The 22,791-nt window shown below is 73.5% G+C and carries 22 protein-coding genes; 10 read left to right on the forward strand and 12 right to left on the reverse strand.

Translation table 11 applies throughout. The annotated features are described in order from the left end of the window. Positions 1-27: 27 nt before the first annotated feature. A complete protein-coding gene (gene dut / locus EBO35_RS10925; RefSeq protein ID WP_263457629.1) occupies positions 28-513 on the reverse strand; it encodes a dUTP diphosphatase in 486 nt (161 codons plus the stop codon). A gap of 37 nt (positions 514-550) precedes the next feature. On the opposite strand from dut, the gene EBO35_RS10930 reads away from it, so the two are divergent. Beyond that, positions 551-1,051, forward strand: a complete 501-nt coding sequence (locus tag EBO35_RS10930) for a DUF3093 domain-containing protein (protein WP_241153654.1) — start codon at positions 551-553, stop codon at positions 1,049-1,051. Positions 1,052-1,060: 9 nt separating this feature from the next. After that, positions 1,061-1,351 carry a DUF4235 domain-containing protein gene (locus EBO35_RS10935; protein WP_122817736.1) on the forward strand — a complete coding sequence of 97 codons (291 nt, stop codon included), beginning with the start codon at positions 1,061-1,063 and terminating at the stop codon, positions 1,349-1,351. Positions 1,352-1,471: 120 nt separating this feature from the next. Here the strand turns inward: EBO35_RS10935 and EBO35_RS10940 are convergent, their stop codons facing one another. From EBO35_RS10940 to EBO35_RS10950, 3 genes are all read right to left on the reverse strand, one after another. After that, positions 1,472-1,762 (reverse strand): DUF4193 domain-containing protein, encoded by a 291-nt coding sequence (locus tag EBO35_RS10940; RefSeq protein WP_122817737.1) that lies wholly within the window; start codon positions 1,760-1,762, stop codon positions 1,472-1,474. Between the two features lie 171 nt (positions 1,763-1,933). Beyond that, positions 1,934-2,797, reverse strand: coding sequence for an inositol monophosphatase family protein (locus EBO35_RS10945; protein WP_164477920.1), 864 nt, complete (start codon positions 2,795-2,797; stop codon positions 1,934-1,936). 4 nt (positions 2,798-2,801) lie between these two features. Beyond that, positions 2,802-3,902, reverse strand: a complete 1,101-nt coding sequence (locus EBO35_RS10950; protein WP_122817739.1) for a ferrochelatase — start codon at positions 3,900-3,902, stop codon at positions 2,802-2,804. A gap of 65 nt (positions 3,903-3,967) precedes the next feature. Between EBO35_RS10950 and EBO35_RS10955 the strand changes: the two genes are divergently transcribed. Together EBO35_RS10955 and EBO35_RS10960 are read left to right on the forward strand one after the other, a co-directional pair. Then, positions 3,968-5,182: an MFS transporter gene (locus tag EBO35_RS10955; protein WP_122817740.1), complete on the forward strand. Its 1,215-nt coding sequence runs from the start codon at positions 3,968-3,970 to the stop codon at positions 5,180-5,182. A 10-nt stretch (positions 5,183-5,192) separates the two neighbouring features. Then, on the forward strand, positions 5,193-6,497 hold the full coding sequence (locus EBO35_RS10960; RefSeq protein WP_122817741.1) for a D-arabinono-1,4-lactone oxidase: 1,305 nt from the start codon (positions 5,193-5,195) through the stop codon (positions 6,495-6,497). A gap of 39 nt (positions 6,498-6,536) precedes the next feature. On the opposite strand, the gene EBO35_RS10965 is transcribed toward EBO35_RS10960, so the two are convergent. From EBO35_RS10965 to EBO35_RS10975, 3 genes are all read right to left on the reverse strand, one after another. Continuing rightward, entirely contained in the window at positions 6,537-7,379 is an 843-nt protein-coding gene (locus EBO35_RS10965) for an ABC transporter permease (RefSeq protein WP_122817742.1), read from the reverse strand. Then, positions 7,376-8,350 (reverse strand): ATP-binding cassette domain-containing protein, encoded by a 975-nt coding sequence (locus tag EBO35_RS10970; protein WP_241153655.1) that lies wholly within the window; start codon positions 8,348-8,350, stop codon positions 7,376-7,378. The genes EBO35_RS10965 and EBO35_RS10970 overlap by 4 nt, the downstream gene beginning before the upstream one ends. Positions 8,351-8,493: 143 nt before the next feature. Continuing rightward, a complete protein-coding gene (locus EBO35_RS10975) occupies positions 8,494-9,138 on the reverse strand; it encodes a trimeric intracellular cation channel family protein (RefSeq protein WP_241153656.1) in 645 nt (214 codons plus the stop codon). Between the two features lie 87 nt (positions 9,139-9,225). Between EBO35_RS10975 and sepH the strand changes: the two genes are divergently transcribed. Next, positions 9,226-10,170: a septation protein SepH gene (sepH, locus tag EBO35_RS10980; protein WP_122817745.1), complete on the forward strand. Its 945-nt coding sequence runs from the start codon at positions 9,226-9,228 to the stop codon at positions 10,168-10,170. Between the two features lie 25 nt (positions 10,171-10,195). Here sepH and EBO35_RS10985 read toward each other — a convergent pair whose 3' ends face one another. Continuing rightward, a complete protein-coding gene (locus EBO35_RS10985) occupies positions 10,196-11,014 on the reverse strand; it encodes a sulfurtransferase (RefSeq protein WP_122817746.1) in 819 nt (272 codons plus the stop codon). A 43-nt stretch (positions 11,015-11,057) separates the two neighbouring features. Between EBO35_RS10985 and EBO35_RS10990 the strand changes: the two genes are divergently transcribed. Further along, positions 11,058-11,720 carry a thymidine kinase gene (locus EBO35_RS10990; RefSeq protein WP_122817747.1) on the forward strand — a complete coding sequence of 221 codons (663 nt, stop codon included), beginning with the start codon at positions 11,058-11,060 and terminating at the stop codon, positions 11,718-11,720. Between the two features lie 182 nt (positions 11,721-11,902). Here the strand turns inward: EBO35_RS10990 and EBO35_RS10995 are convergent, their stop codons facing one another. Genes EBO35_RS10995 through EBO35_RS11005 form a run of 3 tightly spaced genes read right to left on the reverse strand, consistent with a single transcriptional unit; the run spans position 11,903 to position 16,329 of the window. Next, positions 11,903-13,021 (reverse strand): alkaline phosphatase family protein, encoded by a 1,119-nt coding sequence (locus tag EBO35_RS10995; protein ID WP_122817748.1) that lies wholly within the window; start codon positions 13,019-13,021, stop codon positions 11,903-11,905. Further along, entirely contained in the window at positions 13,018-13,602 is a 585-nt protein-coding gene (locus EBO35_RS11000; RefSeq protein ID WP_122817749.1) for a DUF5998 family protein, read from the reverse strand. The genes EBO35_RS10995 and EBO35_RS11000 overlap by 4 nt, the downstream gene beginning before the upstream one ends. Before the next feature lie 21 nt (positions 13,603-13,623). Next, positions 13,624-16,329: a bifunctional acetate--CoA ligase family protein/GNAT family N-acetyltransferase gene (locus tag EBO35_RS11005; RefSeq protein WP_122817750.1), complete on the reverse strand. Its 2,706-nt coding sequence runs from the start codon at positions 16,327-16,329 to the stop codon at positions 13,624-13,626. 87 nt (positions 16,330-16,416) lie between these two features. On the opposite strand from EBO35_RS11005, the gene EBO35_RS11010 reads away from it, so the two are divergent. From EBO35_RS11010 to EBO35_RS11025, 4 genes are read left to right on the forward strand one after another with little or no spacing between them, the layout of a single operon-like run. Then, on the forward strand, positions 16,417-18,903 hold the full coding sequence (locus EBO35_RS11010; RefSeq protein WP_122817751.1) for a DNA gyrase/topoisomerase IV subunit A: 2,487 nt from the start codon (positions 16,417-16,419) through the stop codon (positions 18,901-18,903). Positions 18,904-18,908: 5 nt separating this feature from the next. After that, entirely contained in the window at positions 18,909-19,634 is a 726-nt protein-coding gene (locus tag EBO35_RS11015) for an LppX_LprAFG lipoprotein (RefSeq protein ID WP_122817752.1), read from the forward strand. Further along, entirely contained in the window at positions 19,631-21,400 is a 1,770-nt protein-coding gene (locus EBO35_RS11020) for an MFS transporter (RefSeq protein ID WP_122817753.1), read from the forward strand. Before EBO35_RS11015 ends, EBO35_RS11020 begins: the two co-directional genes overlap by 4 nt. Before the next feature lie 21 nt (positions 21,401-21,421). Then, entirely contained in the window at positions 21,422-21,916 is a 495-nt protein-coding gene (locus EBO35_RS11025) for a beta-class carbonic anhydrase (RefSeq protein WP_122817754.1), read from the forward strand. A gap of 146 nt (positions 21,917-22,062) precedes the next feature. Here the strand turns inward: EBO35_RS11025 and EBO35_RS11030 are convergent, their stop codons facing one another. Next, a complete protein-coding gene (locus EBO35_RS11030; protein WP_122817755.1) occupies positions 22,063-22,788 on the reverse strand; it encodes a PASTA domain-containing protein in 726 nt (241 codons plus the stop codon). Positions 22,789-22,791 lie beyond the last annotated feature (3 nt).

Genomic DNA, 22,791 nt, shown 5'->3' on the forward strand with positions numbered 1-22,791 from the left:
GCTCCTCGATCGTGGGTCGGCCGACGGTCAGGACCGACCGAAACCTCCGGTAGAACCGTAACCGCCCTCGCCACGCACCGAGTCGGGAAGCCGCTCCACGGGCACGAACCGGGCCCGCTCGAAGCGCTGCACGACCAGCTGCGCGACCCGGTCGCCGCGGCGCAGCTCGATGGGCTCGGCGGGGTCGTGGTTGATCAGCAGCACCTTGATCTCGCCGCGGTAGCCGGCGTCGACGGTGCCCGGGCTGTTCACGATCGACAGGCCGTGCCGGGCGGCGAGCCCCGAGCGCGGGTGCACGAGCGCGACGTACCCCGTGGGGAGCGCGAGCGCGATCCCCGTCGGGACCAGGGCCCGCTCCCCCGGGCGCAGGGTGAGGTCGACGGTGGTCAGCAGGTCGGCGCCGGCGTCGCCGGGGTGGGCGTACGCCGGCAGCGGCAGGTCGGCGTCCAGGCGCAGCACCTGGATGTCCAGGTCGGTGCCGGCGGTGGCGTCGGCGTCGGGGAGCGAGGGCACTCGCGGACTGTATCCACCGGGATGGGAAACTCCTCGTGTGCACCACCCTGTCGACACTCCGCCCGGGCCCCCGGCCTACTCCGAGCGCCTCGGCGTGCCCCTGCGCTGGTGGGTCCAGGGATTCATGTTCACCGCCAGCCTCTGGCTCGCGGTCGTCGTCGCGCTCCCCGGCGCCCTGGCGTGGGGCATCACCGCGGTGGTCGCGCTGCTCGTCGTGGGCGCCTTCATCGCCTACGGCGCTCCGCAGATCACCGTGGCCGACGGGACCCTCACCGCCGGCCGCGCCCGGATCGAGGCCCGCCACCTGGGCCGGGTCACCGCGCTCGACGCGGAGGAGACCCGGCTCACCGCGGGCCGGCACGCCGATGTGCGCGCCTACCTGCTGCTGCGCCCCTACCTCAAGCGCTCGGTCAAGGTCGAGGTCGTCGACCCGGCCGACCCGACGCCGTACTGGCTGCTGAGCACGCGGCACCCCGACCAGCTGGCCAGCGCGCTGTCCGCACTGACCGGCCTGAATGGTGCGTCCCAGGCTGGGTAATGTTCGAGCATGGCATCTGGAGGCTCGAAGGTCTGGTCCATCTTCTCGTTGGTCGCCGCAGTCGGCGCCGCCGCGATGGCGAAGAAGGGGGCCGACCAGACGTGGAAGGTCGCGACCGGCAAGAAGCCGCCGGAGAACCCGGCGGACCCGGACGTGGACATCTGGGAGGCCGTGGCGTGGGCCGTGGTCAGCGGCGTGGCCGTCGGCCTCGCGCGGATGTTCGCGCAGCGCAAGGCGGCGAGCTACTACGCCCGGTCCACCGGGCACCTGCCGCCTGAGCTGCAGAAGGACGGCGAGTAGGCCACCACCGGCCCGGCGCGCCGGGCCTGGCCGCTATCGGCCGCCCGCGGGCGGTCCCGGACACAGAGCAGGCCGTGACCGATGCCGGTCACGGCCTGGTGTCGTGCGGAGCCTGCTGGCTCAGGCGCAGTCGCGGCAGATCATCTTCTTCTCGTCCGCCAGCTGCGAGCGGTGGTGCACCAGGAAGCAGCTCATGCAGGTGAACTCGTCGTCCTGCTTCGGCTTGACCTCGACGGCCAGCTCCTCGTGGGAGAGGTCCGCTCCGGGAAGCTCGAAGGACTCGGCCGCTTCGGCCTCGTCCTCGTCGACCTTGCCGGAGTTCTTGTCGTGGCGACGCGCCTTGAGCTCTTCGATGCTCTCCTCGGACTGCTCTTCCTCGTTCTTGCGCGGTGCGTCGTAGTCCGTCGCCATGCGTCGCTGTCCCTTCGTTGCCTGCTGCCCGTGGCTCGTTCTGCAGCGGTACCCCGTCCTGGGTTCCGCTGCGTCCATCGGCGCCAGATTGTGCACCATCGCGGCCTCGCCGCGCACACCGGCCGCAAGGCCTCGCCGTGGACTGCCCCCACAACATCGGCCCCGGACGTGCTATTCCCGCGCGCTCTCGCGCCCCCGGGCGACATCGGCCGCGGCGAACCCGGCGTCGAGCACGGCGGTGCGGAACTCCTCGAACCCGTGCTCCGGGGCGCACACCAGCAGCTCCAGCCCCCCGGCGCCGGGCAGCAGCTCGGTCCGCGCGCCGGCGGCCCGGGCCACCAGGCCCCCGGCGGCGTGGTCCCAGTGGTTCACGCCCTCCTCGACGTACGCGTCCACGGTGCCCTCGGCGAGGTGGCACAGGTCCAGGGCGCAGGAGCCGCGGCGCCGGATGTCGCGGATCCGAGGCAGCAGCGCCAGCAGCGCGCGGCCCTGCGCCGCGCGGACCGCGGAGGAGTACGAGAAGCCGGTCGCGACCAGCTTCTGGGACAGCGGGGCCGGGCCCCGCACGCCGATCGGCTGGCCGTCCCGGGTGGCCACTGCTCCCCCGGGCCGCAGGTGCGCGACGTACTCGGTGCCGGCGGCGACGTCGAGGACGACGCCCGCGACCACCTCGCCCCGGACCTCCGCGGCGATCGAGACGGCGTACTCGGGGATGCCGTAGAGGAAGTTGACGGTGCCGTCGATGGGGTCGACGACCCAGCGCACCCCCGAGGTGCCCGGATGGTCCTCGCCCTCCTCGCCCAGCACGGCGTCGTCGGGCCGCCGCTGGAGCAGCAGCCCGCGGATCAGCTCCTCGCTGGCCCGGTCCGCCTCGGTGACGACGTCGATGTCGCTGCTCTTGGTGGCGGCCACCTCGATGTGCCGGGTGGCCCGGTCGCGGACCAGCGCCGCCGCCGCGCGGGCGACCTCGAGGGCCAGCCCGGCCAGCTCCTCGGCCAGGTCCGCGGTCCCCGGCTCGGGCGCGGGCTCAGGCACCGGCTCAGGCACCACAGAGGGCCGGCCGGTCGCCGCGCGCGTTCGGGCAGCACCCGACCGGGCACGCGTCCCACAACGGGCCCAGCTCGCCGGTGCTGGCGCGGACGACGTCCTCGCCGCGCTCGACGGCCGCCCGCTCCAGCAGCAGGTCGCGCACGGCCGCCACGAACCGCTGGTCGGCGCCGGCGGTCGCGGAGCGACGCGCGGGCAGGCCGACCTCCTCGGCGGTGGCCATGGCCTCGGTGTCGAGGTCGTAGATGACCTCCATGTGGTCGGAGACGAACCCGACCGGCACCATCACCACCGCCGGCGCCCCGGCGTCCTTGAGGGCGCGCAGGTGGTCGTTGACGTCCGGCTCCAGCCACGGCACGTGGGGGGCTCCGGAGCGCGAGCAGTAGACGAGCTCGTGCGGGTGATCAGCGCCGGTCTCCTCGCGCAGCCGGGACACGACGGTCGCTGCCACGTCGAGGTGCTGGGCGACGTACGCCCCGCCCTCCGGGCCGCTGGTCTCCGCCATCGTGGTCGGGATCGAGTGGGTCACGAAGGCCAGGTGCGCCCCGTCGCGCACGTCGTCGGGCAGGTCCGCGAGGGCGGCCAGGACGCCGTCGACGACGGGCTCGACGAAGCCGGGGTGGTTGAAGTAGTGGCGCAGCTTGTCCAGCCGCGGCGCCTTCTCCAGGCCGCCGGGCACGGCCGAGGCGGCGTCGAAGAGGTTCTCGCGGTACTGCCGGCAGCTCGACCACGACGAGTAGGCACTGGTCGTGAAGCACGCGGCGCGGGTCACGCCGTCGGCGGTCATCTGCGCGAGCGTGTCGGTGAGGTACGGGTCCCAGTTGCGGTTGCCCCAGTAGACGGGCAGGTCGATGCCCGCCTCGGCCAGGTCGGCCCGCAGCGCGGCGAGGAAGGTCCGGTTCTGGTCGTTGATCGGCGAGCGGCCGCCGAAGAGGAAGTAGTGCTCGCCGACCTCCTCGAGCCGCTCGCGCGGGATGCCGCGTCCGCGGGTGACGTTCTCGAGGAAGGGGACCACGTCGTCGGGTCCCTCGGGGCCACCGAAGGAGACGAGGAGCAGGGCGTCGTACGGCGCAACGTCGGGCTGGGAAGACATGTCGCCATCGTAGGGAGGACGCCAATTGGCTGCGCCGCCCGGCCGAGCCCTACCTTGGGCGGGCCATGTCCGTCCTCGGCCCCTACCGGCGGCTTCTCGACACCCCCGGCGCGCTGCTGTTCAGCCTGACCGGGCTGGTCGCACGCCTGCCGATCTCGATGGCCGGGCTCGGCATCGTGCTGCTGGTGGAGTCCAGCCAGGGCTCCTACGGCGTGGCCGGGGCGGTCTCGGCGGTCTACACGATCGCCAACGCGATCCTCGCGGTCGTCCAGGGCCGGCTGCTGGACCGGCTCGGCCAGGCGGCAGTCCTGACCGTCGCCAGCGTCGCCTTCGGCATCGCCATGGTCGGGCTGATCTGGTCGGTCGAGGCGGACCTGCCGCTGCTGGTGACGTACGTCGCGGCCGCCGGCGCCGGCGCCTCGCTGCCGCAGATCGGCTCCTGCGTGCGGGCCCGCTGGTCGCACGTGCTCGACCGCCCCGCCGACGTACAGACCGCGTTCGCGCTCGAGGCCGTCCTGGACGAGGTCGTCTTCATCTGCGGCCCGATCCTGGCGACGGTGCTGGCGACCTCCGTGGACCCGGTCCTCGGCCTCGTGGTCGCGCTCGTCTCCGGCGTGGGCGGCAGCCTGGCGTTCGCCGCCCAGCGCGGCACCGAGCCGCCGGCCCACGTGCACGACCACGCCACCGGCCCGCGACCCGCGATGCCCTGGCGCACCCTGGTCCCGGTGGCCGTCGTCGCCGCCGGGCTCGGTGTGCTCTTCGGCGCCGCCGAGGTGACCACTGTGGCGTTCGCCGAGGAGCAGGACGCCAAGGGCTGGGCCGGCGGCCTGCTGGCGCTGTGGGCACTGGGGAGCCTGCTGGCCGGCGTCGTCACCGGCGCCGTCTCCTGGCGGATCAGCCCCGAGGCGCGGGTGCGCCGCGGCGCACTCGCGATGGGCTGCGCGATGGCGCCGCTGTTCTTCGTCGACTCGATGGTGGTCATGGGAGCGGTGCTGGTCATCGGCGGCATCGCGATCGCGCCGACGCTGGTGGCCGCGCTCTCCGTCGTCCAGCGCGTCGTCCCCCCGGCCCGCCTCACCGAGGGGATGGCGATCGTGCAGACCGGCATCGTCGCCGGGGTGGCCCCGGGCGCCGCGTTCAGCGGCGTGGTCGTCGACCACCACGGAGCCTCGGCCGCCTACCTCGTCTGCCTGGGCGCCGGCCTGGTCGCGGCGGTCTCCGCCCAGCTCATCCCCCGCAACCAGCCGGCGGCCCGGCCCCGGGTCACGTCGACCACCTAGGCTCCGCCCCATGAGGGAGTGGAGGAACTGGTCCGGCCAGGAGAGCGTCCGGCCGCGACGCGTCGTGCAGCCGGCCGACACCGCCGCGGTGGTGGCCGAGGTCGAGCGGGCCCGCGAGACCGGGACCACCGTGAAGATGGTCGGCACCGGGCACAGCTTCACCGCGATCGCCGCACCCGAGCACACGATGCTGAGCCCGCAAGGTCTCAGCGGGGTCGTCTCGGTCGACCGGGACGCGCTCACGGTCACGGCGTACGCCGGGACGCCGCTGAAGGAGCTCAACGCCTGCCTGGAGCGGCTCGGCCTGAGCCTGCACAACATGGGCGACATCGCCGAGCAGACCCTCGCCGGCGCGATCTCCACGGGCACCCACGGGACTGGCGGCCTCGCCGCCGGCCTGGCCGCCCAGGTCGCGGGCCTGGAGCTGGTCACCGGCACCGGCGAGGTGCTGCGGGCGAACGCCGAGGAGAACCCCGACGTCCTCGAGGTCGCCCGGGTGGGCCTCGGCGCGCTGGGCGTGCTGACCACGATCACGTTCCGGGTCGAGCCGATGTTCGTCCTCGAGGCCCACGAGCAGCCGATGACGTGGGACCGGGCGCTCGGCTCGTTCGACGAGATGAGCGCCGGCAGCCACCACGTCGACATGTACTGGTTCCCGCACACCGACCGGGTCCTGGCCAAGCGCAACGACCGGCTCGACGTGGACCTCTCCCAGGCCGAGCCGCTCCCCCGCTGGCGGGCCCGGCTCGACGACGACCTGCTCTCCAACCGCCTCTTCGGCCTGCTCTGCCGCGGCGCCAACCGGATGCCGCGGGCGATCCCCACCCTGAACAAGGTGTCCGCCCGGGCCCTCGGCGCCCGCACCTACAGCGACGTCCCGCACCGGGTCTTCACGACCCGGCGCGACGTCGTCTTCCGCGAGATGGAGTACGCCGTACCGCGCGCCGCCGGCCTGCCGGCGCTGCGCGAGGCCCGCCGGGTGCTGGAGGCCTCCGGGCTGCCGGTGAGCTTCCCGGTGGAGATCCGCACCGCGCCCGCCGACGACATCCCGCTCTCGACCGCGTCGGGCCGCGACACCTGCTACCTGGCCTTCCACACCCACCGCGACGCCGAGCACCGCGACTACTTCGCGCTGATGGAGGCGGTGATGCGCGACCACGACGGCCGGCCGCACTGGGGCAAGCTGCACACCCGCACCGCGGCCGACCTCGCCCCGGCGTATCCCCGCTTCGGCGAGTTCCTCGCGATGCGCGACCGCCTCGACCCCGACCGGGTCTTCGCCAACGACTACCTGCGCCGGGTGCTCGGCACCTGAGCGCAGCCCGGCGACCAGACCTGCCGGGTCGGCGGGTGGTCAGCTCTTGTGGTTGTAGAGCCGCAGCGCGATCGGGGCGAACACGGCGGTGATCGCCGCGGAGAGCACCAGGATCAGCAGGATGTCGCCTCCGTCGGGAGCGTCGTCCATCAGGCCGCGGGCCGCCTCGTTGAGCAGCGTGACCGGGTTGACGTCGACGAACGCCTCCAGCCAGTCCGGCATGGTGTCGGGCGGCGCGAAGACCGAGCTGACGAAGGTGAGCGGGAACAGCACCATCATCGAGACCCCCATCACCGCCTGGGGGGTGCGGACCTTGAAGCCCACGATCAGCCACAGCCAGCTCAGCGAGAAGCAGAACACCAGCAGCAGCCCGACCGCCGCCAGGACGCCGAGCACGCCGCCGGGCGGCCGGTAGCCGATGATCAGGCCGACCACCAGCACCATGAACGAGGCGATGGCGTAGCGGACCGTGTCGCCGAGCAGCGCGCCGACGAGCATCGAGGGCCGCCACACCGGCAGCGCCCGGAACCGGTCGAAGACGCCCTTCTCGATGTCGGTGTTGATGGTCAGGGCGGTGTACATCGTGATGAAGACGACCGTCTGGGTCAGGATGCCCGGCAGGGCGTACTGGAGGTAGTCGCCCGGCGACCCGGCGATGGCGCCGCCGAAGACGAACGTGAACATCAGCGTGAACATGATCGGGAACATCGTCACGTCGAAGAGCTGCTCGGGGACGTGCTTGATCTTCAGCATCGCCCGCCAGGCGAAGCTGATCGAGGAGCTCGCCGCTCCGGGCAGCTCCGGACGCTCGGCGGAGCCGATGGCGGCCCGGATCTGCTCGTCGGCGGTGCGCTCGACGGGACGGGTCAGCTCGGTGGTCATGCCGGGACCTCCTCGGTCGGGATGCTGGCTTCCTCGGCCGGACGGCCGGTCAGGGCGAGGAACACCTCGTCCAGGGATGGCTGGCCCAGCGCGTACTCGCTGATCCGGTAGCCCTGCTCGCCGACCCGGTGCAGCGCGGCGGCGACCCCCTCGGGCTCGCTGACCCGCAGGCTCACCGCGGCGGGGTCGGACTCCAGCACCGCCTCGGCAGCCAGCGCGGTTCCGAGCAGCCGCGCCACCTCGTCGCGGGTGGCCGGGTCGGCCACGCGGACGTGGAGCGCCCCGGAGCCGACCGATGCCTTGAGCTCGCCGCTGGTGCCCTCGGCGATGACGCGGCCGTGGTCGATGACCGCGATCCGGTCCGCGAGCTGGTCGGCCTCCTCGAGGTACTGCGTGGTGAGCAGCACCGTCGTGCCGGCGCCGACGAGCGCCCGCACGATCTCCCAGACCTGGTTGCGGCTGCGCGGGTCCAGCCCGGTGGTCGGCTCGTCGAGGAAGATCAGGTCGGGGCGCACCACCAGCGAGCCGGCGACGTCGATGCGCCGACGCATGCCGCCGGAGTACGCCTTCACCTGCCGCTTCGCGGCGTCGGCGAGGTCGAACGCCTCCAGCAGCTCGGCCGCCCGGCGCCGGGCGGCGGCGGCTCGGTAGCCGTACATCCGGGCCAGGAGGGTGAGGTTCTCGAGGCCGGTGAGGTCCTCGTCCAGGGAGGCGAACTGACCGGTCAGCGCCACCTTGGCGCGCACCTGCGCCGCCTCCCGGACCACGTCGTGACCCAGCACGATCGCCGTGCCGTCGGTGGGCTCCAGCAGCGTCGCCAGCATCCGGATCGTCGTGGTCTTGCCCGCACCATTGGGACCCAGCACGCCGTACACGCCGCCGGTCCGGATGGCCAGGTCGACCCCGTCGACGGCCCGGTTGTCACCGAAGGTCTTCACCAGGGCGTGGGTCTCGATCGCCAGCTCGCTCATGCCTGCCATGCTGCACCTCCGCACCGACAGCGCGCACCGCAGTTCTTGCTCAGTCTCGTTCTCCGCATGGCCGGTGCAGACCGGGCCCGGGCCGCAGACTCATCGCGGCCGGTCCGCGCAGAGGCCCGCCCAGGCAGGCCAGCTCAGACGCTGGCGGGCCCCGTCGGCAGCGGCGCCTGCCAGTTGCGCCACAGCGCCAGCAGCCGCCACACCAGGCACACGGCGGCCCCCACCAGGGTGACGGCGACCTCGGGCAGGTCGGCCCTGGTGCCGAGGACCGCCACGATGGATCCGGCCAGCGCCGGCGTCGCGTAGAGCTCGCCGCGGAAGATCACCGGGACCCGGCCGGCCAGCAGGTCGCGCAGCATCCCGCCCCCGATGCCGGTGACCATCCCCATCAGCGCCGCCGGGACCGGACCGAGCCCGTACTCGAGCGCCTTGACCGCGCCGGTGACGCAGAACAGCGCGAGCCCGAACGCGTCGAACACGTTCACGGTGCGCTCCATCCGGCCCAGCGTCGGGTGGAACACGAAGGTCACCAGGCCGGCCCCGATCGGCACCATCAGGTAGCGCCAGTCGGCGAGCGCCGCAGGCGGGACCGCGCCGATGAGCACGTCGCGCAGGAAACCACCGCCCAGGCCGGTGGTGCCGGCCAGGACCAGGACCCCGAACACGTCGAGGCCCTTGCGCACCCCGACGAGCGCGCCCGAGATCGCGAAGACGAAGATACCCACCAGGTCGAGCAGCAGGACCGTCGTGCTGGGATCGCCCACTGGTTCCGTCGGCACGCTTTGAGGTTACCGGCCCGCAGGGGTTCGCTGGCGTAGGCTCAGCACCCGGGGACGGCACGACTCGTGGCAGGAGCAGGGCAGGCGATGGCGCACCTCAGGCTCAGCGGCGTGAGCGGGGACGGCAAGCGGCTCCTGCTGACCGACGAGACGGGCCAGGAGCACGACCTGGAGATCGACGGCCGCATCCGGGACGCGGTGCGCGACCACAGCCGTGCACGACGAGGGGAGACACCGATGGAGAGCACCTTGCGACCCCGGGACATCCAGGCGCGCATCCGCGCCGGGGAGACGCCCGAGGCGGTCGCGGAGGCGGCCCAGACCACGGTGGACCGGATCATGGCGTTCGCCGCGCCCGTGCTCGCCGAGCGCGAGCACGTCGCCCAGCGCGCCCAGCGCTCGACCGTACGCCGGCGCAGCGAGGGCTCGGGCACCGCCCGCACCCTCGGCGAGGCCGTCACCGCGCAGCTGCGCTCGGTCAACGTCGACCCGGACACGGTCGAGTGGGACGCCTGGCGCCGCGAGGACAACCGCTGGACGCTGGCCGCCGGGTACGCCGCCGCCGAGCGCTCCGGCACCGCGCACTTCACCTTCGACATGCCCGGCAGCTACGTCGTCCTCGACGACGACGACGCCCGCTGGCTAGTCGGCGACCTGGTCGGCTCCCCCGAGCCGGCGCCCGTCCACGACGACCTCGGGCGGGCCCGCCAGCGACGGCTCTCGGCCGTGCGCGGCGACGACGACGAGCTGCCGCTCGGCGTGGACGCCATCGAGCTGGTGCGCGACGAGTCCGGCTCCCCCGAGGCGCCGGTCGAGGCCTTCCTCGAGGAGCAGCCCGGCCTGGACGAGACAGCGCTCGTCGAGGAGGCCGCCGACGCGGCCGCCCAGGACGAGGACCCCGAGCCCGAGGTCGCCCCCGAGCCCGAGCCCGAGCCGGCCCCGCCGGTGCGACGGTCGGTGCGCAAGCGCGGCGGGCGCGCCTCGGTCCCGAGCTGGGACGAGATCATGTTCGGCGGCGGCAAGCAGGAGTGAGGCCGGCCGCGGCCCCGGGCGCGGCTCAGCCGCGCTCGACCGGCCGGGTTGGGTCGGTGATCCACCCGCTCCAGCTGCCCGGGTAGAGCGCGGCGCGGATCCCGGCCAGCTCCAGGGCCAGCACGTCGTGCGCAGCGGTCACCCCGGAACCGCAGTACGCCGCCACCGGCTCGTCCCCGGTGACCCCGGCCGCGGCGTACAGCGCCCGCAGCTGGTCGGCCGGCCGGAACCGGCCGTCGGCGCCCAGGTTCGTGATCGTCGGGACGTTGACCGCACCGGGGATGTGCCCCGCGACCGGGTCCACCGGCTCGGACTCGCCGCGGTAGCGCTCCGGCGCACGGGCGTCGACCAGGACCGCGACGTCCGGCACCTCCTCGGGGCCCACCACCGGCATCGCTCCCGGCCGGGCGGTGAAGTCGCCGGCCTCGGGCTGCGCCGGCGCGACCTCGACCGGGCCGCCATCGGCCACCCACGCCGCCCAGGCGCCGTTCAGCACCCGCACGTCGCCGTGGCCGTGGTGGCGCAGCAGCCACCAGCAGCGGGCCGCCGCATGGCCGGACCAGTCGTCGTAGACCACGACCGGCCGGTCGTCGCGCACGCCGACCCGGCGCATGGCGGCCTCGAAGTCCGCCGGGTCCGGCAGCGGGTGCCGGCCGCCAGCACCCGCAGGCGCAGCCAGGTCCGCGTCGAGGTCGACGTACGCCGCGCCCGGTACGTGGCCAGCGGCGTACTCCTGCGCCCCGGGCGGGCCGCCCAGCCGGTAGCGCACGTCGAGCACGGTCACGGGCGTGCCCGCGTCGAGGAGGTCACGCAGCTCGCGGGTGGAGATCAGCGGTCCGGTCATGCCCCCATCCTGCCGCGCGAGGCGGTCGTGATTGGATTCGGCCGTGGCCGAACTGCAGTTCTTCACCGGGACCATGGACTCCGGCAAGAGCACGCTGGCACTCCAGACCAACCACAACCACGCCGCCCGCGGCCGCGCGGGGCGGATCTTCACCGCGCACGACCGGTCGGGTGACGCCGTCGTGTCCAGCCGGCTGGGACTGACCCACGAGGCGCTCGAGGTCGACGCGGACTTCGACTTCTGGCGCTACGTCGTGGACTCGCTCACCCAGGGCGGGCGGATCGACTACCTGGTCTGCGACGAGGCGCAGTTCTACACCCGCGCCCAGGTCGACCAGCTGGCCAAGCTGGTCGACGAGCTCCAGATCGACGTCTTCGCCTTCGGCATCCTCACCGACTTCCGCACCGCGCTGTTCGAGGGCAGCCAGCGGCTGGTCGAGCTGGCCGACCGGATGCACGTGCTGCAGGTCGAGGCGCTGTGCTGGTGCGGCAAGCGCGCCACCCACAACGCCCGCACCGAGCACGGGGTGATGGTGACCGAGGGCGACGTGATCGTCGTCGGCGACGTCGAGGAGCGCAACGCCGGCCCGGCCGGGGACGAGCACGTCGCGTACGAGGTGCTGTGCCGCCAGCACCACCGCCGCCACCTCACCGCCGCCCGGGCCCAGGCGGTCAGCATGGCGCCCGAGCCGCTGCCGTTCGGCTGAGCCCGGCCGGCCGGCTGAGCGGTGAGCCTGCCACCGATCCCACGCCCGGAACGGTGGCCAGCTCACCGCTGAGCCCCGCCCAGACCGCCCGGCGGTGAGCCTGCCACGCTTTCCACGGATCAAACCGTGGCTGACTCACCGCTGAGTCACCGCCGACCGGCTGAGCCCCGCCCAGCCCGCGCTCAGTCCACCAGGATCGGGATCAGCATCTCCTCGGGCGTCAGCGAGCCGTGCAGGCCCACGAGCGTGGTCTCGTAGCCAAAGTCGACGCTGGAGAAGACCCCGTGGTCGCCGCGGCTGGCGACCAGGACGTCCCCGAGCCGAGGCAGCACTGTCGGGTCGACGGCCCCGAACCAGCCGCGGGCGATCGCGTCCTCGCGGGTCAGCACCTCGGCGTGGTCCCCGAGCACCGAGCGCCAGGTCGCCAGGACGTCGTCGACCGCACCGCGGGCGCAGTAGAGGTGCCGGAAGCGGGCCTCGCCGCCGAGCAGGACCACCCCGTCGCGCAGCTCGAGCCGCTCGTCGACGTCGGTGCGGCTCGCCGCCGGGGAGTCGACCATGCCGTGGTCGGCGACCACGACCAGCCGGGTGGAGGGCGCCAGCGCCTCACGCAGCTGCTCGGCCTCCGCGTCGATGCTGGAGAGCTGCTGGAGCCAGTCCATGGATGCCACGCCGTGCCGGTGCCCGGTCGAGTCCAGGTCGCTGTCGTAGAGGTAGGTCAGCGACGGGCCGGTGGCCGTCGCCTCCAGGGCCGCCGCGATCCGCTCGCCGATCGTGTCGGCGGGGACGAAGGCGCCGCCGCGGTGGGCCGCCCGGGTCAGCCCGCTGTCGGCGAAGCTGCTCTTGTTCACGACCGTCACCTGCGCACCGGCGCGCTGCAGCCGGGTGAACGCGGTCGGGTGCGGCTGCCACTGCTCGGGGTCGACGTCCTTGCTCCACATCAGCGCGTTGAGCAGCCGGTCGGTGCCGGGCACCCGCGAGGTGAAGCCGACGACGCCGTGGGCGCCGGGAACCAGCCCGGTGCCGAGCGAGGTGAGGCTGGTCGCCGTCGTCGAGGGCACCCCGGCGGTGCCGGGCGCGGTCATCAGCGAGGACAGGTACGGCGCCGCGTGGGCGTAGCGCTCCAGCTGGCGGGCCCCGAGGCCGTCGACGAGGAACACGACGTACGCCGGGGCGTCCGGCAGCACCAGGTCCGTGGGCGCCGGGCCCAGGGGCAGCCCGAGGGCCGCGGCGACCGCCGGCACCACGTCACCCAGCGAGCGCTCCCCGTACGCCGGCGCGACGAAGCCGGCCTCGCTCATGTGGTCTGGGTGCGCGCCGAGAGCGACTCGGCGAAGGCGAGCAGGCCGGCGACCGCGTCGCCGCCGTCCGCGGCCGCGGAGACCCGCAGCGAGAAGTCGTCGGAGGCCAGGACGCCGGTGTACCCGTGGTCGGCGTCGCAGTTGGGGTCGTTGCAGCCGGCCGGTTCCAGGTCGACCCGGGCGACGCCGCCCCAGCCGATCGTCACCACGGCCTCCGCCGGGAAGGACGGGCCCGAGGTCGGGTTGGCGACCATCCGGGTCACCACCACCGACTTCACCGCCGAGAGGCTGATCGCCTCGGTCGAGGTGGACGTGTACGGCTCGGGGAGCAGGTCGTCACCGGTGTGCTCGTCGGTGTGGGCCAGCACCAGCCGGGACGGGGTCAGGACGACGACGCTGAGGTGGCGGCGCACCTCGTCGTGCTCGAAGGTCGGCTCGTGGTGCACGAAGAACGAGACCACCTGCTCCCCCGCCACCGCGGACTCGACGCCGGCGGCCACGACCTCCGGGTAGTAGCCGGTGCGGTGGATGGCATCCCTCAGGTCGAGGGCATGGTCGCGGTCGTCGGTCCTGCTGCGCATGTTGTCCAGTCTGTCACGGGGTCAGGCCGGGGACAGCGTGTCCCCCGGGAGCGCGGAGAGCCGGCGCACGAACCAGTCCGAGCGGGGGTCGGTGACCGGCTCCACCCGCGCCGACGCGGTGAGCACCGAGCAGCCGGTCGGGCCGGCGAGCACCAGCGAGAGCTCGAGGGAGCGGATCTGCGGGAAGTCGTTCTGGAGCTGGGCGACCTGGCGGATCAGCCGCTCGACCTCCGCCACGTCGGCCACGTCGCTGCCGCGGTAGCCGAAGAGCATCGGGGCCGCCTTGATCTCGCGCACCATCTGCGAGGCATCGCGCGGGGTCAGCGGCGGGATCCGGTAGGACTTGTCGGCCACCAGCTCGGTCAGCGGGCCGGAGATCCCAAAGGACATCACCGGCCCGAACAGCGGGTCCTCGATGCTGCGGATCGCGATCGGGACACCCGGGCGGGCGTTCTTCTGCACGACGTACCCGGCCGTCTCCGGGGCGCCGATGCTCTCCTCGAGCGACTCCCACGCCACCCGCATCTCGGCGGCGCCGTCGATGTTGCGCCACACGTGGGCCAGGTCGGGACGCTCCAGGAGGTGCTCGGCGGTCGCCTTGAGCACCACGTCCCACCCGAGCGTCTCGCCGGCCGCCACGGCCTCCTCGGCGCTGGCGACGTGGGTGGTCGACCACAGCTCGACGCCGTACGCCGCGAGCAGCTCGGTGAGCTCGGCGTGGTCGAGGTCGGTGCCCTGCGGCGCGCGCGCCAGCGCGGCGTCGATGAGGCGCTGGGCGGCGACCCGGTCGACCTCGGCCGGCTCGGGCACCGGGCCGTCGGGGGTGCGCAGCCACATCGCGTAGTCGACGACGTGGGCCAGCGCCCGCACCGCGGCCTCGACGGCGGGGTAGGACGGCACCGAGCCGCGTCCGGCGGTGGAGCCGGCGACGTCGGGGACGCGGAGCAGCTCCGGCACGCCCTCGGCGCCGAGGAAGGAGGAGACCAGGGGCTTGTCGGACTGCTCGCCGACGGCTGCCAGGACGTTCGCGACGTCCTCGCCGGAGACGTTGAGCGGCGGGATGTAGACCGCGACCACCGCGTCGATCTCGGGGTCGTCGATGGCGGTGTCCAGCGCGTCCTCGAAGTCCTCGGCGGACGGCTCCGCGCTCAGCGCGATCGACTTGTTGACCACGAGCCCGACCGACGCCGCGGCGTCGGCGGCCAGCAGCCCGAGCGCGTCGGAGTTGCCGACGATCGCGACCCGGCGCCCGCGCGGCAGCGGCTGGTGGGCGAGGAGCTGGGCGACGTCGAACATCTCCTCCAGCGACCCGACCTGGATCACCCCGGACTGGCGGAACATCGCGTCCAGGGCCTGCGGCGGCGCCGCGATCCGGCGTACGGCGTGCCCCATCGGCACGCCCTGGGTGGTCCGGCCGGAGCGGACCGCGATGATCGGCTTGCGCTGGGAGACCCGGCGGGTGATCCGGGAGAACTTGCGCGGGTTGCCGATCGACTCCAGGTAGAGCAGGACCACCTCGGTGCTGTCGTCCTCCTCCCAGTACTGGAGCAGGTCGTTGCCGGAGACGTCGGCCCGGTTGCCGGCGCTGACGAACGTCGAGAGGCCCAGGCCCCGGTTGTTGACCTTCTCCAGGATCGCCGAGCCCAGCGCACCGGACTGGCAGAAGAACCCGGCCCGGCCGCGCGGCGGCATCAGCGGCGAGAGCGAGGCGTTGAGGGAGACCCCGGCACCGGTGTTGATGATGCCCAGCGCGTTCGGGCCGATCAGCCGCAGCCCGTAGGAGCGCGAGAGCCCGACCAGCCGGCGCTGCCGCTGGCGGCCCTCCTCGCCGGTCTCGGCGAAGCCCGAGGAGATCACGACCAGCCCGTGCACGCCCTTGGCGGCGCAGTCCAGGACGACGTCCTCGACCGCCTCCGCCGGGACCGCGACGATCGCGAGGTCGACCTCGTCGGGGATCTCGCTGACCGAGGAGTACGCCGGGAGCCCGGAGACCGCGGAGGAGTTGGGGTTCACGGCGTACACGCGGCCGGTGAAGTCGCCGGTCACCAGGTTGCGCACCAGCGCCTGGCCGATCGTCTCCTGGCGCCGGCTGGCGCCGATCACCGCGACCGAGCGGGGGTTGAAGAACTTGTGGATCGAGGCGGCCTCGGCCTGGTGCTCGCGGTCGAGCATGATCCCGATCGCGGTGTCGGTGGACTCGATCGGGAACTCCAGCGCGATCACGCCGTCCTCGTACTCGCTGGCCACGTGGTAGCCGGCGTCGCGGAACGTCTGGATCATCCGGCTGTTGTCGGGGAGCACCTCGGCGACGAACTTCTCCACGCCGCGCTCCCGGCCGGCCTGGGCGAGGTGCTCGAGCAGCACCTGGGCGATGCCCCGGCCCTGGTGGCGGTCCTCGACCAGGAACGCGACCTCGGCCTCCCCCGGCTTGACCACGTCGTAGCGGCCCACCGCGATCATCTGGCCCGACAGCGTCAGCACGAACGCCACCCGGTCCACGTGGTCGACGTGGGTGAAGCGGCGCACGTCGCGCTCGGAGAGGTGCGGCATCGGGGAGAAGAACCGGTAGTACTTCGACTGGTCGGAGACCCGCTTGTCGTAGAAGTCGACGAGCAGGTCGGCGTCCTCCGGCCCGATCGGTCGGATGTGCGCCGTCCGCCCGTCACGGAGCAGGACGTCGGCCTCCCAGTGCGCGGGCGCGGTCGCGGCGCCCTCCTCCTCGGTCACGCGAGGAATCTACAGGTCCGCGGGCCCGGCGCGCGCCGCTCGGCGTGCCCCGTGCCGATCGTCTCGGTGGCCGGAGACAATGAGGGCATGGCCCGGCGTACCAAGACCCCTGAGCTCCCGGACGACTTCGAGGAGCACATCCTCGACACCGACATCAAGAACGAGATGGAGACCTCGTTCCTGGAGTACGCCTACTCGGTCATCTACTCCCGGGCCCTGCCCGACGCCCGCGACGGCCTGAAGCCGGTGCAGCGGCGGATCCTCTACACGATGAACGAGATGGGGCTGCGCCCCGACCGCGGCCACGTCAAGAGCGCCCGCGTCGTCGGCGAGGTGATGGGCCGGCTGCACCCGCACGGCGACAGCGCGATCTACGACGCGATGGTCCGGATGGCGCAGACCTGGACGATGCGGCTGCCGATGATCGACGGGCACGGCAACTTCGGCTCGCCCGACGACTCCCCCGCCGCCATGCGCTACACCGAGGCCCGGATGGCGCCCGCGGCGGCGGCGATGACTGCCTCCATCGACGAGGACACCGTCGACTTCAAGCCCAACTACGACAGCCGGGAGTACGAGCCGGCGGTGCTGCCCGCCGCGATCCCCAACCTCGTGGTCAACGGCACCACCGGCATCGCGGTCGGCATGGCCACCAACATGGCTCCGCACAACCTGGTCGAGGTGGTCCAGGCGCTGCGGCACCTGATCAAGAAGCCGGCGGCCACCCTGGAGGACCTGATGCGGTTCATCCCGGGCCCGGACCTGCCCACCGGCGGCAAGATCGTCGGGCTCGACGGGATCCGGGACGCCTACGAGACCGGCCGCGGCAGCTTCAAGATGCGGGCGACCGCCCGGGTCGAGACGATCGGGCGCCGCAAGGGCATCGTGATCACCGAGCTGCCCTACGGCGTGGGCACCGAGAAGATCGTGGAGCGGATCAAGACACTGGTGCAGGGCAAGAAGCTCCAGGGCATCTCCGACCTCAAGGACCTCACCGACCGCGAGAACGGGCTGCGGCTGGTGATCGAGGTGAAGAACGGCTTCCATCCCGAGGCGCTGCTCGAGCAGCTGTACCGGCAGACGCCGCTGGAGGACTCCTTCGGCATCAACAACGTGGCGCTCGTCGACGGCCAGCCGCGCACGATGGGGCTCAAGGAGCTGCTCCAGGTCTTCCTCGACCACCGCTACGACGTGGTCCGGCGGCGCTCCACGTTCCGGCGCGCCAAGGCCGCCGACCGCCTGCACCTGGTCGAGGGCCTGCTGGTCGCGATCCTCGACATCGACGAGGTGATCGCGCTGATCCGCTCGAGTGAGAACTCCGAGATCGCCCGCGAGCGGCTGATGACGGTCTTCGACCTCTCCGAGGCCCAGGCGACCTACATCCTCGACATGCAGCTGCGCCGGCTCACGAAGTTCTCCCGCATCGAGCTGGACAAGGAGGCCGAGGAGCTGCGCCGCACCATCGAGGAGCTCGACGCGATCCTCGGCGACGACTCGCTGCTGCGCACGGTGGTCTCCGACGAGCTCGCCGAGGTCGCCAAGACCTACGGCACCCCGCGCCGCACGGTGCTGCTGGAGTCGGCCGGTACGGCGGTCACGGCGTCCGCGGTGCCGCTGGAGGTCGCCGACGACCCGTGCTTCGCGTTCCTGTCCTCCGGGGGGCTGCTGGCCCGCACCGGCAGCGACGAGCCGGTCGGGTCCGGCGGCGGCCGCACCAACCACGACGTGGTCGTCTCCGCGGTCCGCACCACCGTGCGCGGCGAGATCGGCGTGCTCACCTCCCGCGGCCGGCTGCTGCGGCTCGGGGTCCTGGACCTGCCCGCGCTGCCGGCGTCGGCCAACGACCCGAACCTCCAGGGCGGCCTTCCGGTCGCGGAGATGCTCACGCTGGAGCCGGGCGAGCGCGCCCTGGCGCTGTGCACGCTCGCCGCCGACGGGCCGGGCCTCGCGCTCGGCACCCGCCAGGGCGTGGTGAAGCGGGTCAACCCCGAGGTCCTCAACCGCGACGAGTGGGAGGTCGTGCGGCTGGCCGACGGCGACGAGGTCGTGGGCGCCTGCGAGCTGGTCACCGGCACCGAGACGCTCTGCTTCGTCAGCGCCGAGAGCCAGCTGCTGCACTTCTCCGCCGACGCCGTCCGTCCGCAGGGCCGCTCCGGCGGCGGCATCGCCGGCATCCGCCTCGGCGCCAAGGACCGGGTCGTCTTCTTCGGCGCCTTCGACCCCGACGACGCGGTCGTGGTCACCGCCTCGGGCTCCTCGACCGCGCTGCCCGGCACCGAGCCGGGCGCGGTGAAGGTCGCACCGTTCTCGGAGTACCCCGCCAAGGGCCGCGCGACCGGCGGCGTGCGCTGCCACCGCTTCCTCAAGGGCGAGGACGCGCTGGTCTTCGCCTGGGCCGGTCCCGGCCCCGCCCGGGCCGCCGCGGCGAGCGGCGCGCCGGTCGAGCTGCCCGCCCCGACCGGGCGCCGGGACGGGTCCGGGGTGCCCGGCAGCCAGCCGATCGTGGCCTGCGCCGGCCCGGTCTCGGCGCGGCTGGGTTCCCCGGTCGGCGACACCGGCGGTGTGGAAGGCTGACGCTCATGCCCAGCCGCACCCGCACCCAGGTCCGCCGTACCACCGCGCTCGCGCTCGCCGTGGCCACCACGCTCGCGCTCGGCGCCTGCAGCGACGACGAGGGCTCGGGGGACGGCGAGGGTGACCAGGACCCCGCCGCGGTGCTGGAGCAGGCCAAGCAGACCTTCGACGACACCGAGGGCGTGCAGATCTCGCTGAGCACCGACGAGCTGCCGGACGGCGTCACGGGCCTGCTCTCCGCCGACGGCGTCGGCACCCACGCGCCTGCCTTCGAGGGCACCATCAAGGTCTCCTACGCCGGGATGGAGCCGCAGGTCCCCGTCGTCGCGGTCGACGGCAAGGTCTACGCCCAGCTGCCGCTGGTGCCCGGCTGGGACGACATCGACCCGCAGGAGTACGGCGCCCCGGACCCCGCGACGCTGATGAGCCCCGAGGACGGCTTCACCTCGCTGCTGCCCGCCACCGACGACCTCGAGCAGGGCGAGCAGGTCCGCGGTGGCGCCGACAACCGCGAGGTGCTCACCGAGTACACCGGCACCGTCGCCGGCGACACGGTCAAGAACGTCATTCCCACCGCCAGCGGCGACTTCGACGTCGTCTACACCGTCGCCGACGGGGAGGAGCTGCGTGAGGTCGTGCTGACCGGGGTCTTCTACCCCGACAGCGAGGAGATGACCTACACGATCGGCTTCGACGACTACGGCACGGCGCAGGAGATCACCGCCCCGTGAGCGCCAGCCCGCGGCTGCTGCTGGCGCTCGCCTCGGTCGCGGTCGCCTTCGCCGCCGCCGACACCTACGTCGTCGTCCTGGTGCTGCCGGAGATGAGCACGTCGGTCGGCGTCTCCCCCGAGGAGCTCCAGCGGGCCGCGCCGATCGTCTCGGGCTTCCTGCTCGGGTACATCGCGATGCTGCCGCTGATCGGGCGGATCGCGGACCTGCGCGGGCGGGTGCCGGTGCTGGTGGCCGCGCTCGTGCTGTTCGCGGTCGGCTCGCTGGTCACGACGCTGTCCTACGACATGACCAGCATGGTCGGCGGCCGGTTCCTGCAGGGCGTGGGCGGCGGCGGGCTGGTCCCCGCGACGCTCGCGCTGGTCGCGGACCTCTACCCCGCCGACCGCCGCGGCGTGCCGCTGGGCGTGGTCTCGGCGGTCCAGGAGATCGGCAGCGTCCTGGGCCCGCTGTTCGGGGCGGTCGTGATGGCGCTCGCCGACGACTGGCGGGTCATCTTCGCCGTCAACCTGGTGGTGGGCGTCGTGCTGGCGCTGGCGGTCCGGGCCCTGGCCCGCACCGCCCCCGCGGACGGCGACCCGCCGGACCCCGGCCGCGGTCGGATGGCCGGCCTGGACTGGCCCGGGATCCTGCTGCTCCTGGTCCTCACCGCGGCCAGCGCCCTGGTCTTCCTCCAGCCCGCGCAGCTGATGCGCGACCTCACCTGGGGCCAGCTGTTCATCCCGGTCGTGGCCCAGGGCCGCTGGCTCACCCCGGTCGGGCTGGTCGCCCTCGGCGCGGCAGCGCTGCTGCTGCTGCGCTGGCTCACCGCCGCCCGTCCGCTGGTCGACGTCCGCGGCTGGGCGCGCAGCTCCCGCGAGGCCGACCTGGTCGGCGCACTGTTCCTGGCCGCCGCCCTGGGCGGGGTGATCCTGGCGTTCGCGACCGCCGACCCGGAGGTCGAGGTCTTCTCCGACCAGGGCGGCTGGTACCTCCTGGGCGCCGCGCTCGCGACCGCGGCGTTCGTCATCCACGTGCGCCGGTCCGAGTCCCCGATCGTGCCGCGCGGCGCGCTGCGGCGTACGCCGGCGTGGGGCGGGGTGCTGGTGAGCTTCTTCGTCGGCGCCTGCCTGATCGCCGCCCTGATCGACATCCCGCTGTTCGCCCGGTCCACCGTGCACCGCGACTCCCAGCTGCTGGCGGCGCTGGTGCTGGTGCGGTTCCTCGTCGCGCTCCCGATCGGCGCGGTCGTGGGCGGCTACCTGACCCGGCGCTACAGCGCCGGCCTGATCACCGCCGGCGGCATGGTGCTGGCGGCCGTCGGATTCGGATGGATGAGCACGTGGGAGGCCGACGCGCTCGAGCACCTGTCCTCGAACCTGCCGCTGGTGCTGACCGGCCTGGGCTTCGGGCTCGCACTCGCCCCGGTCAACGCCGCCGTGCTGGCCAGCACCGAGCACGTCGTCCACGGCGTGGCCAGCGCGCTGGTCGTGGTGGCACGGATGGTCGGGATGCTGGTCGGGATCTCGGTGCTCACCACGATCGGCCTGCGGGCCTACTACGCCGAGCAGGACGACCTGCCGTCGGTGCGCGAGGTCTGCGACGGCAAGAGCCGGTGCCCGGCGTTCTCCGACCTGCTGCGCGACGCCGGGGTCGCCCAGGAGCAGACCGTCTTCCTCGGCGCGGCCCTGTGCGCGGTGGTCGCGGCCGGTCTGGCGCTGGTGCTCTTCCGCGGCGCCGAGACCCGGGCCCTCTCGACCGGCGACCTGCTCCGCGCCGCCGGGTGAGGATCCGCTACCGTCCCCGTCGTGGCTGACTTCGACGATCTCCTCGCTGCCAACGCCGACTTCGCCCGGGACTTCCGCTACGGCGGGTTCGACGGCATCGCCCAGGCGGGCGTCGCGATCGTGACCTGCATGGACTCCCGGATCGACCCGCTGGGGATGCTGGGGCTGAAGCCCGGCGACGCCAAGATCTTCCGCAACCCCGGCGGCCGGATCACCGAGGCGGCCCTCGAGGCCATCGTGCTCGCGGTGCACCTGCTCAACGTCCAGCGGGTCCTCGTGGTCCCCCACACCCGCTGCGCGGTGGCGTCGAACACCGAGGCCGAGATCGCCGCCAAGATCTCCGAGCTCGCCGGCACCGACGCCAGTTGGCACCACTTCCACGTCGTCTCCGACCAGCGCAAGGCGCTGGAGATGGACGTGCGCCGGGTGCTGAGCCACCCGCTGGTGCCCGAGAGCGTCAAGGTCGGCGGGTTCCTCTACGACGTCGACAGCGGCCTGCTCGACCAGCTGGTCTGAGCCCGGAGGGCGGGGCGCCGGCTCGCTGCGGGGCTCGCAGGCTGCGGGCTCCCGGGGCCTTGTAACGCGACGTTCGCAGTTCTAGGCGCCTGCTGCAGCGGGCGCCTAGAGGTGCGAACGTCGCGTTACAAGCCCGGCCGGTGGGCTCACCCGTCGCCGATCCGGACCGCCACCTGCTCCCCGACGCCGACGACGGTGCCGGCAGCCGGGTCGGTGCCGATGGCGTAGTGCGGGAAGTCGACGTCTGGCGAGGTGGCCACCAGGCCGGCCCGGCTCAGCGTCCTCGTCGCCGCCCGCACGGACGCGCCGTACTCGACGAAGGGCACCGCGGTGTAGCCCTCGGGCAGCCGGCGCAGCGAGCCTGCGACCCGCATAGCCCGGCGGTGCGAGCCGTCGCCGGCGGAGACCAGCAGCGCGGTCCGCTCCGCCGGGATCGCCACGACCAGCCCGCGGGGGTGGATGCACGCGGCGGTGGGAAGGCAGGAGTCGCCGACGCGGACCTGCACGCCGCCGATGACCCGGTCGGCGAGCGGATAGCCGCTCAGCGCACGACCCAGCGCGGAGTCGCTGTCGAGGACGGTCAGCGAGGCGACCGTGCCACAGGACGCAGCCGGTGCGCGTCCAGGCTCCTGCAGGCGGAGCGCGGCGGCCCCGCTCCCATAGCGGGAGGGCGCCAGCACCCATCGCTCGGGCACCGAGACCGCGACCCGGCCGACGCCGACGAGGCGCAGGCCCTCCGCGGCTCGAGGCGGTGCGGCCCGACCGACGGGGGTGCCCTCCGCCTCGGCGGGCCGTCCCTCGCCGGGTCCGGCGGCAGGCGAGCAGGCCGCGACGGTGAGCAGCAGCGCGAGCGCTGCGAACGGGCGTCTCATGGG

The sequence above is a fragment of the Nocardioides pantholopis genome (assembly GCF_003710085.1).
Lineage (GTDB): Bacteria > Actinomycetota > Actinomycetes > Propionibacteriales > Nocardioidaceae > Nocardioides > Nocardioides pantholopis.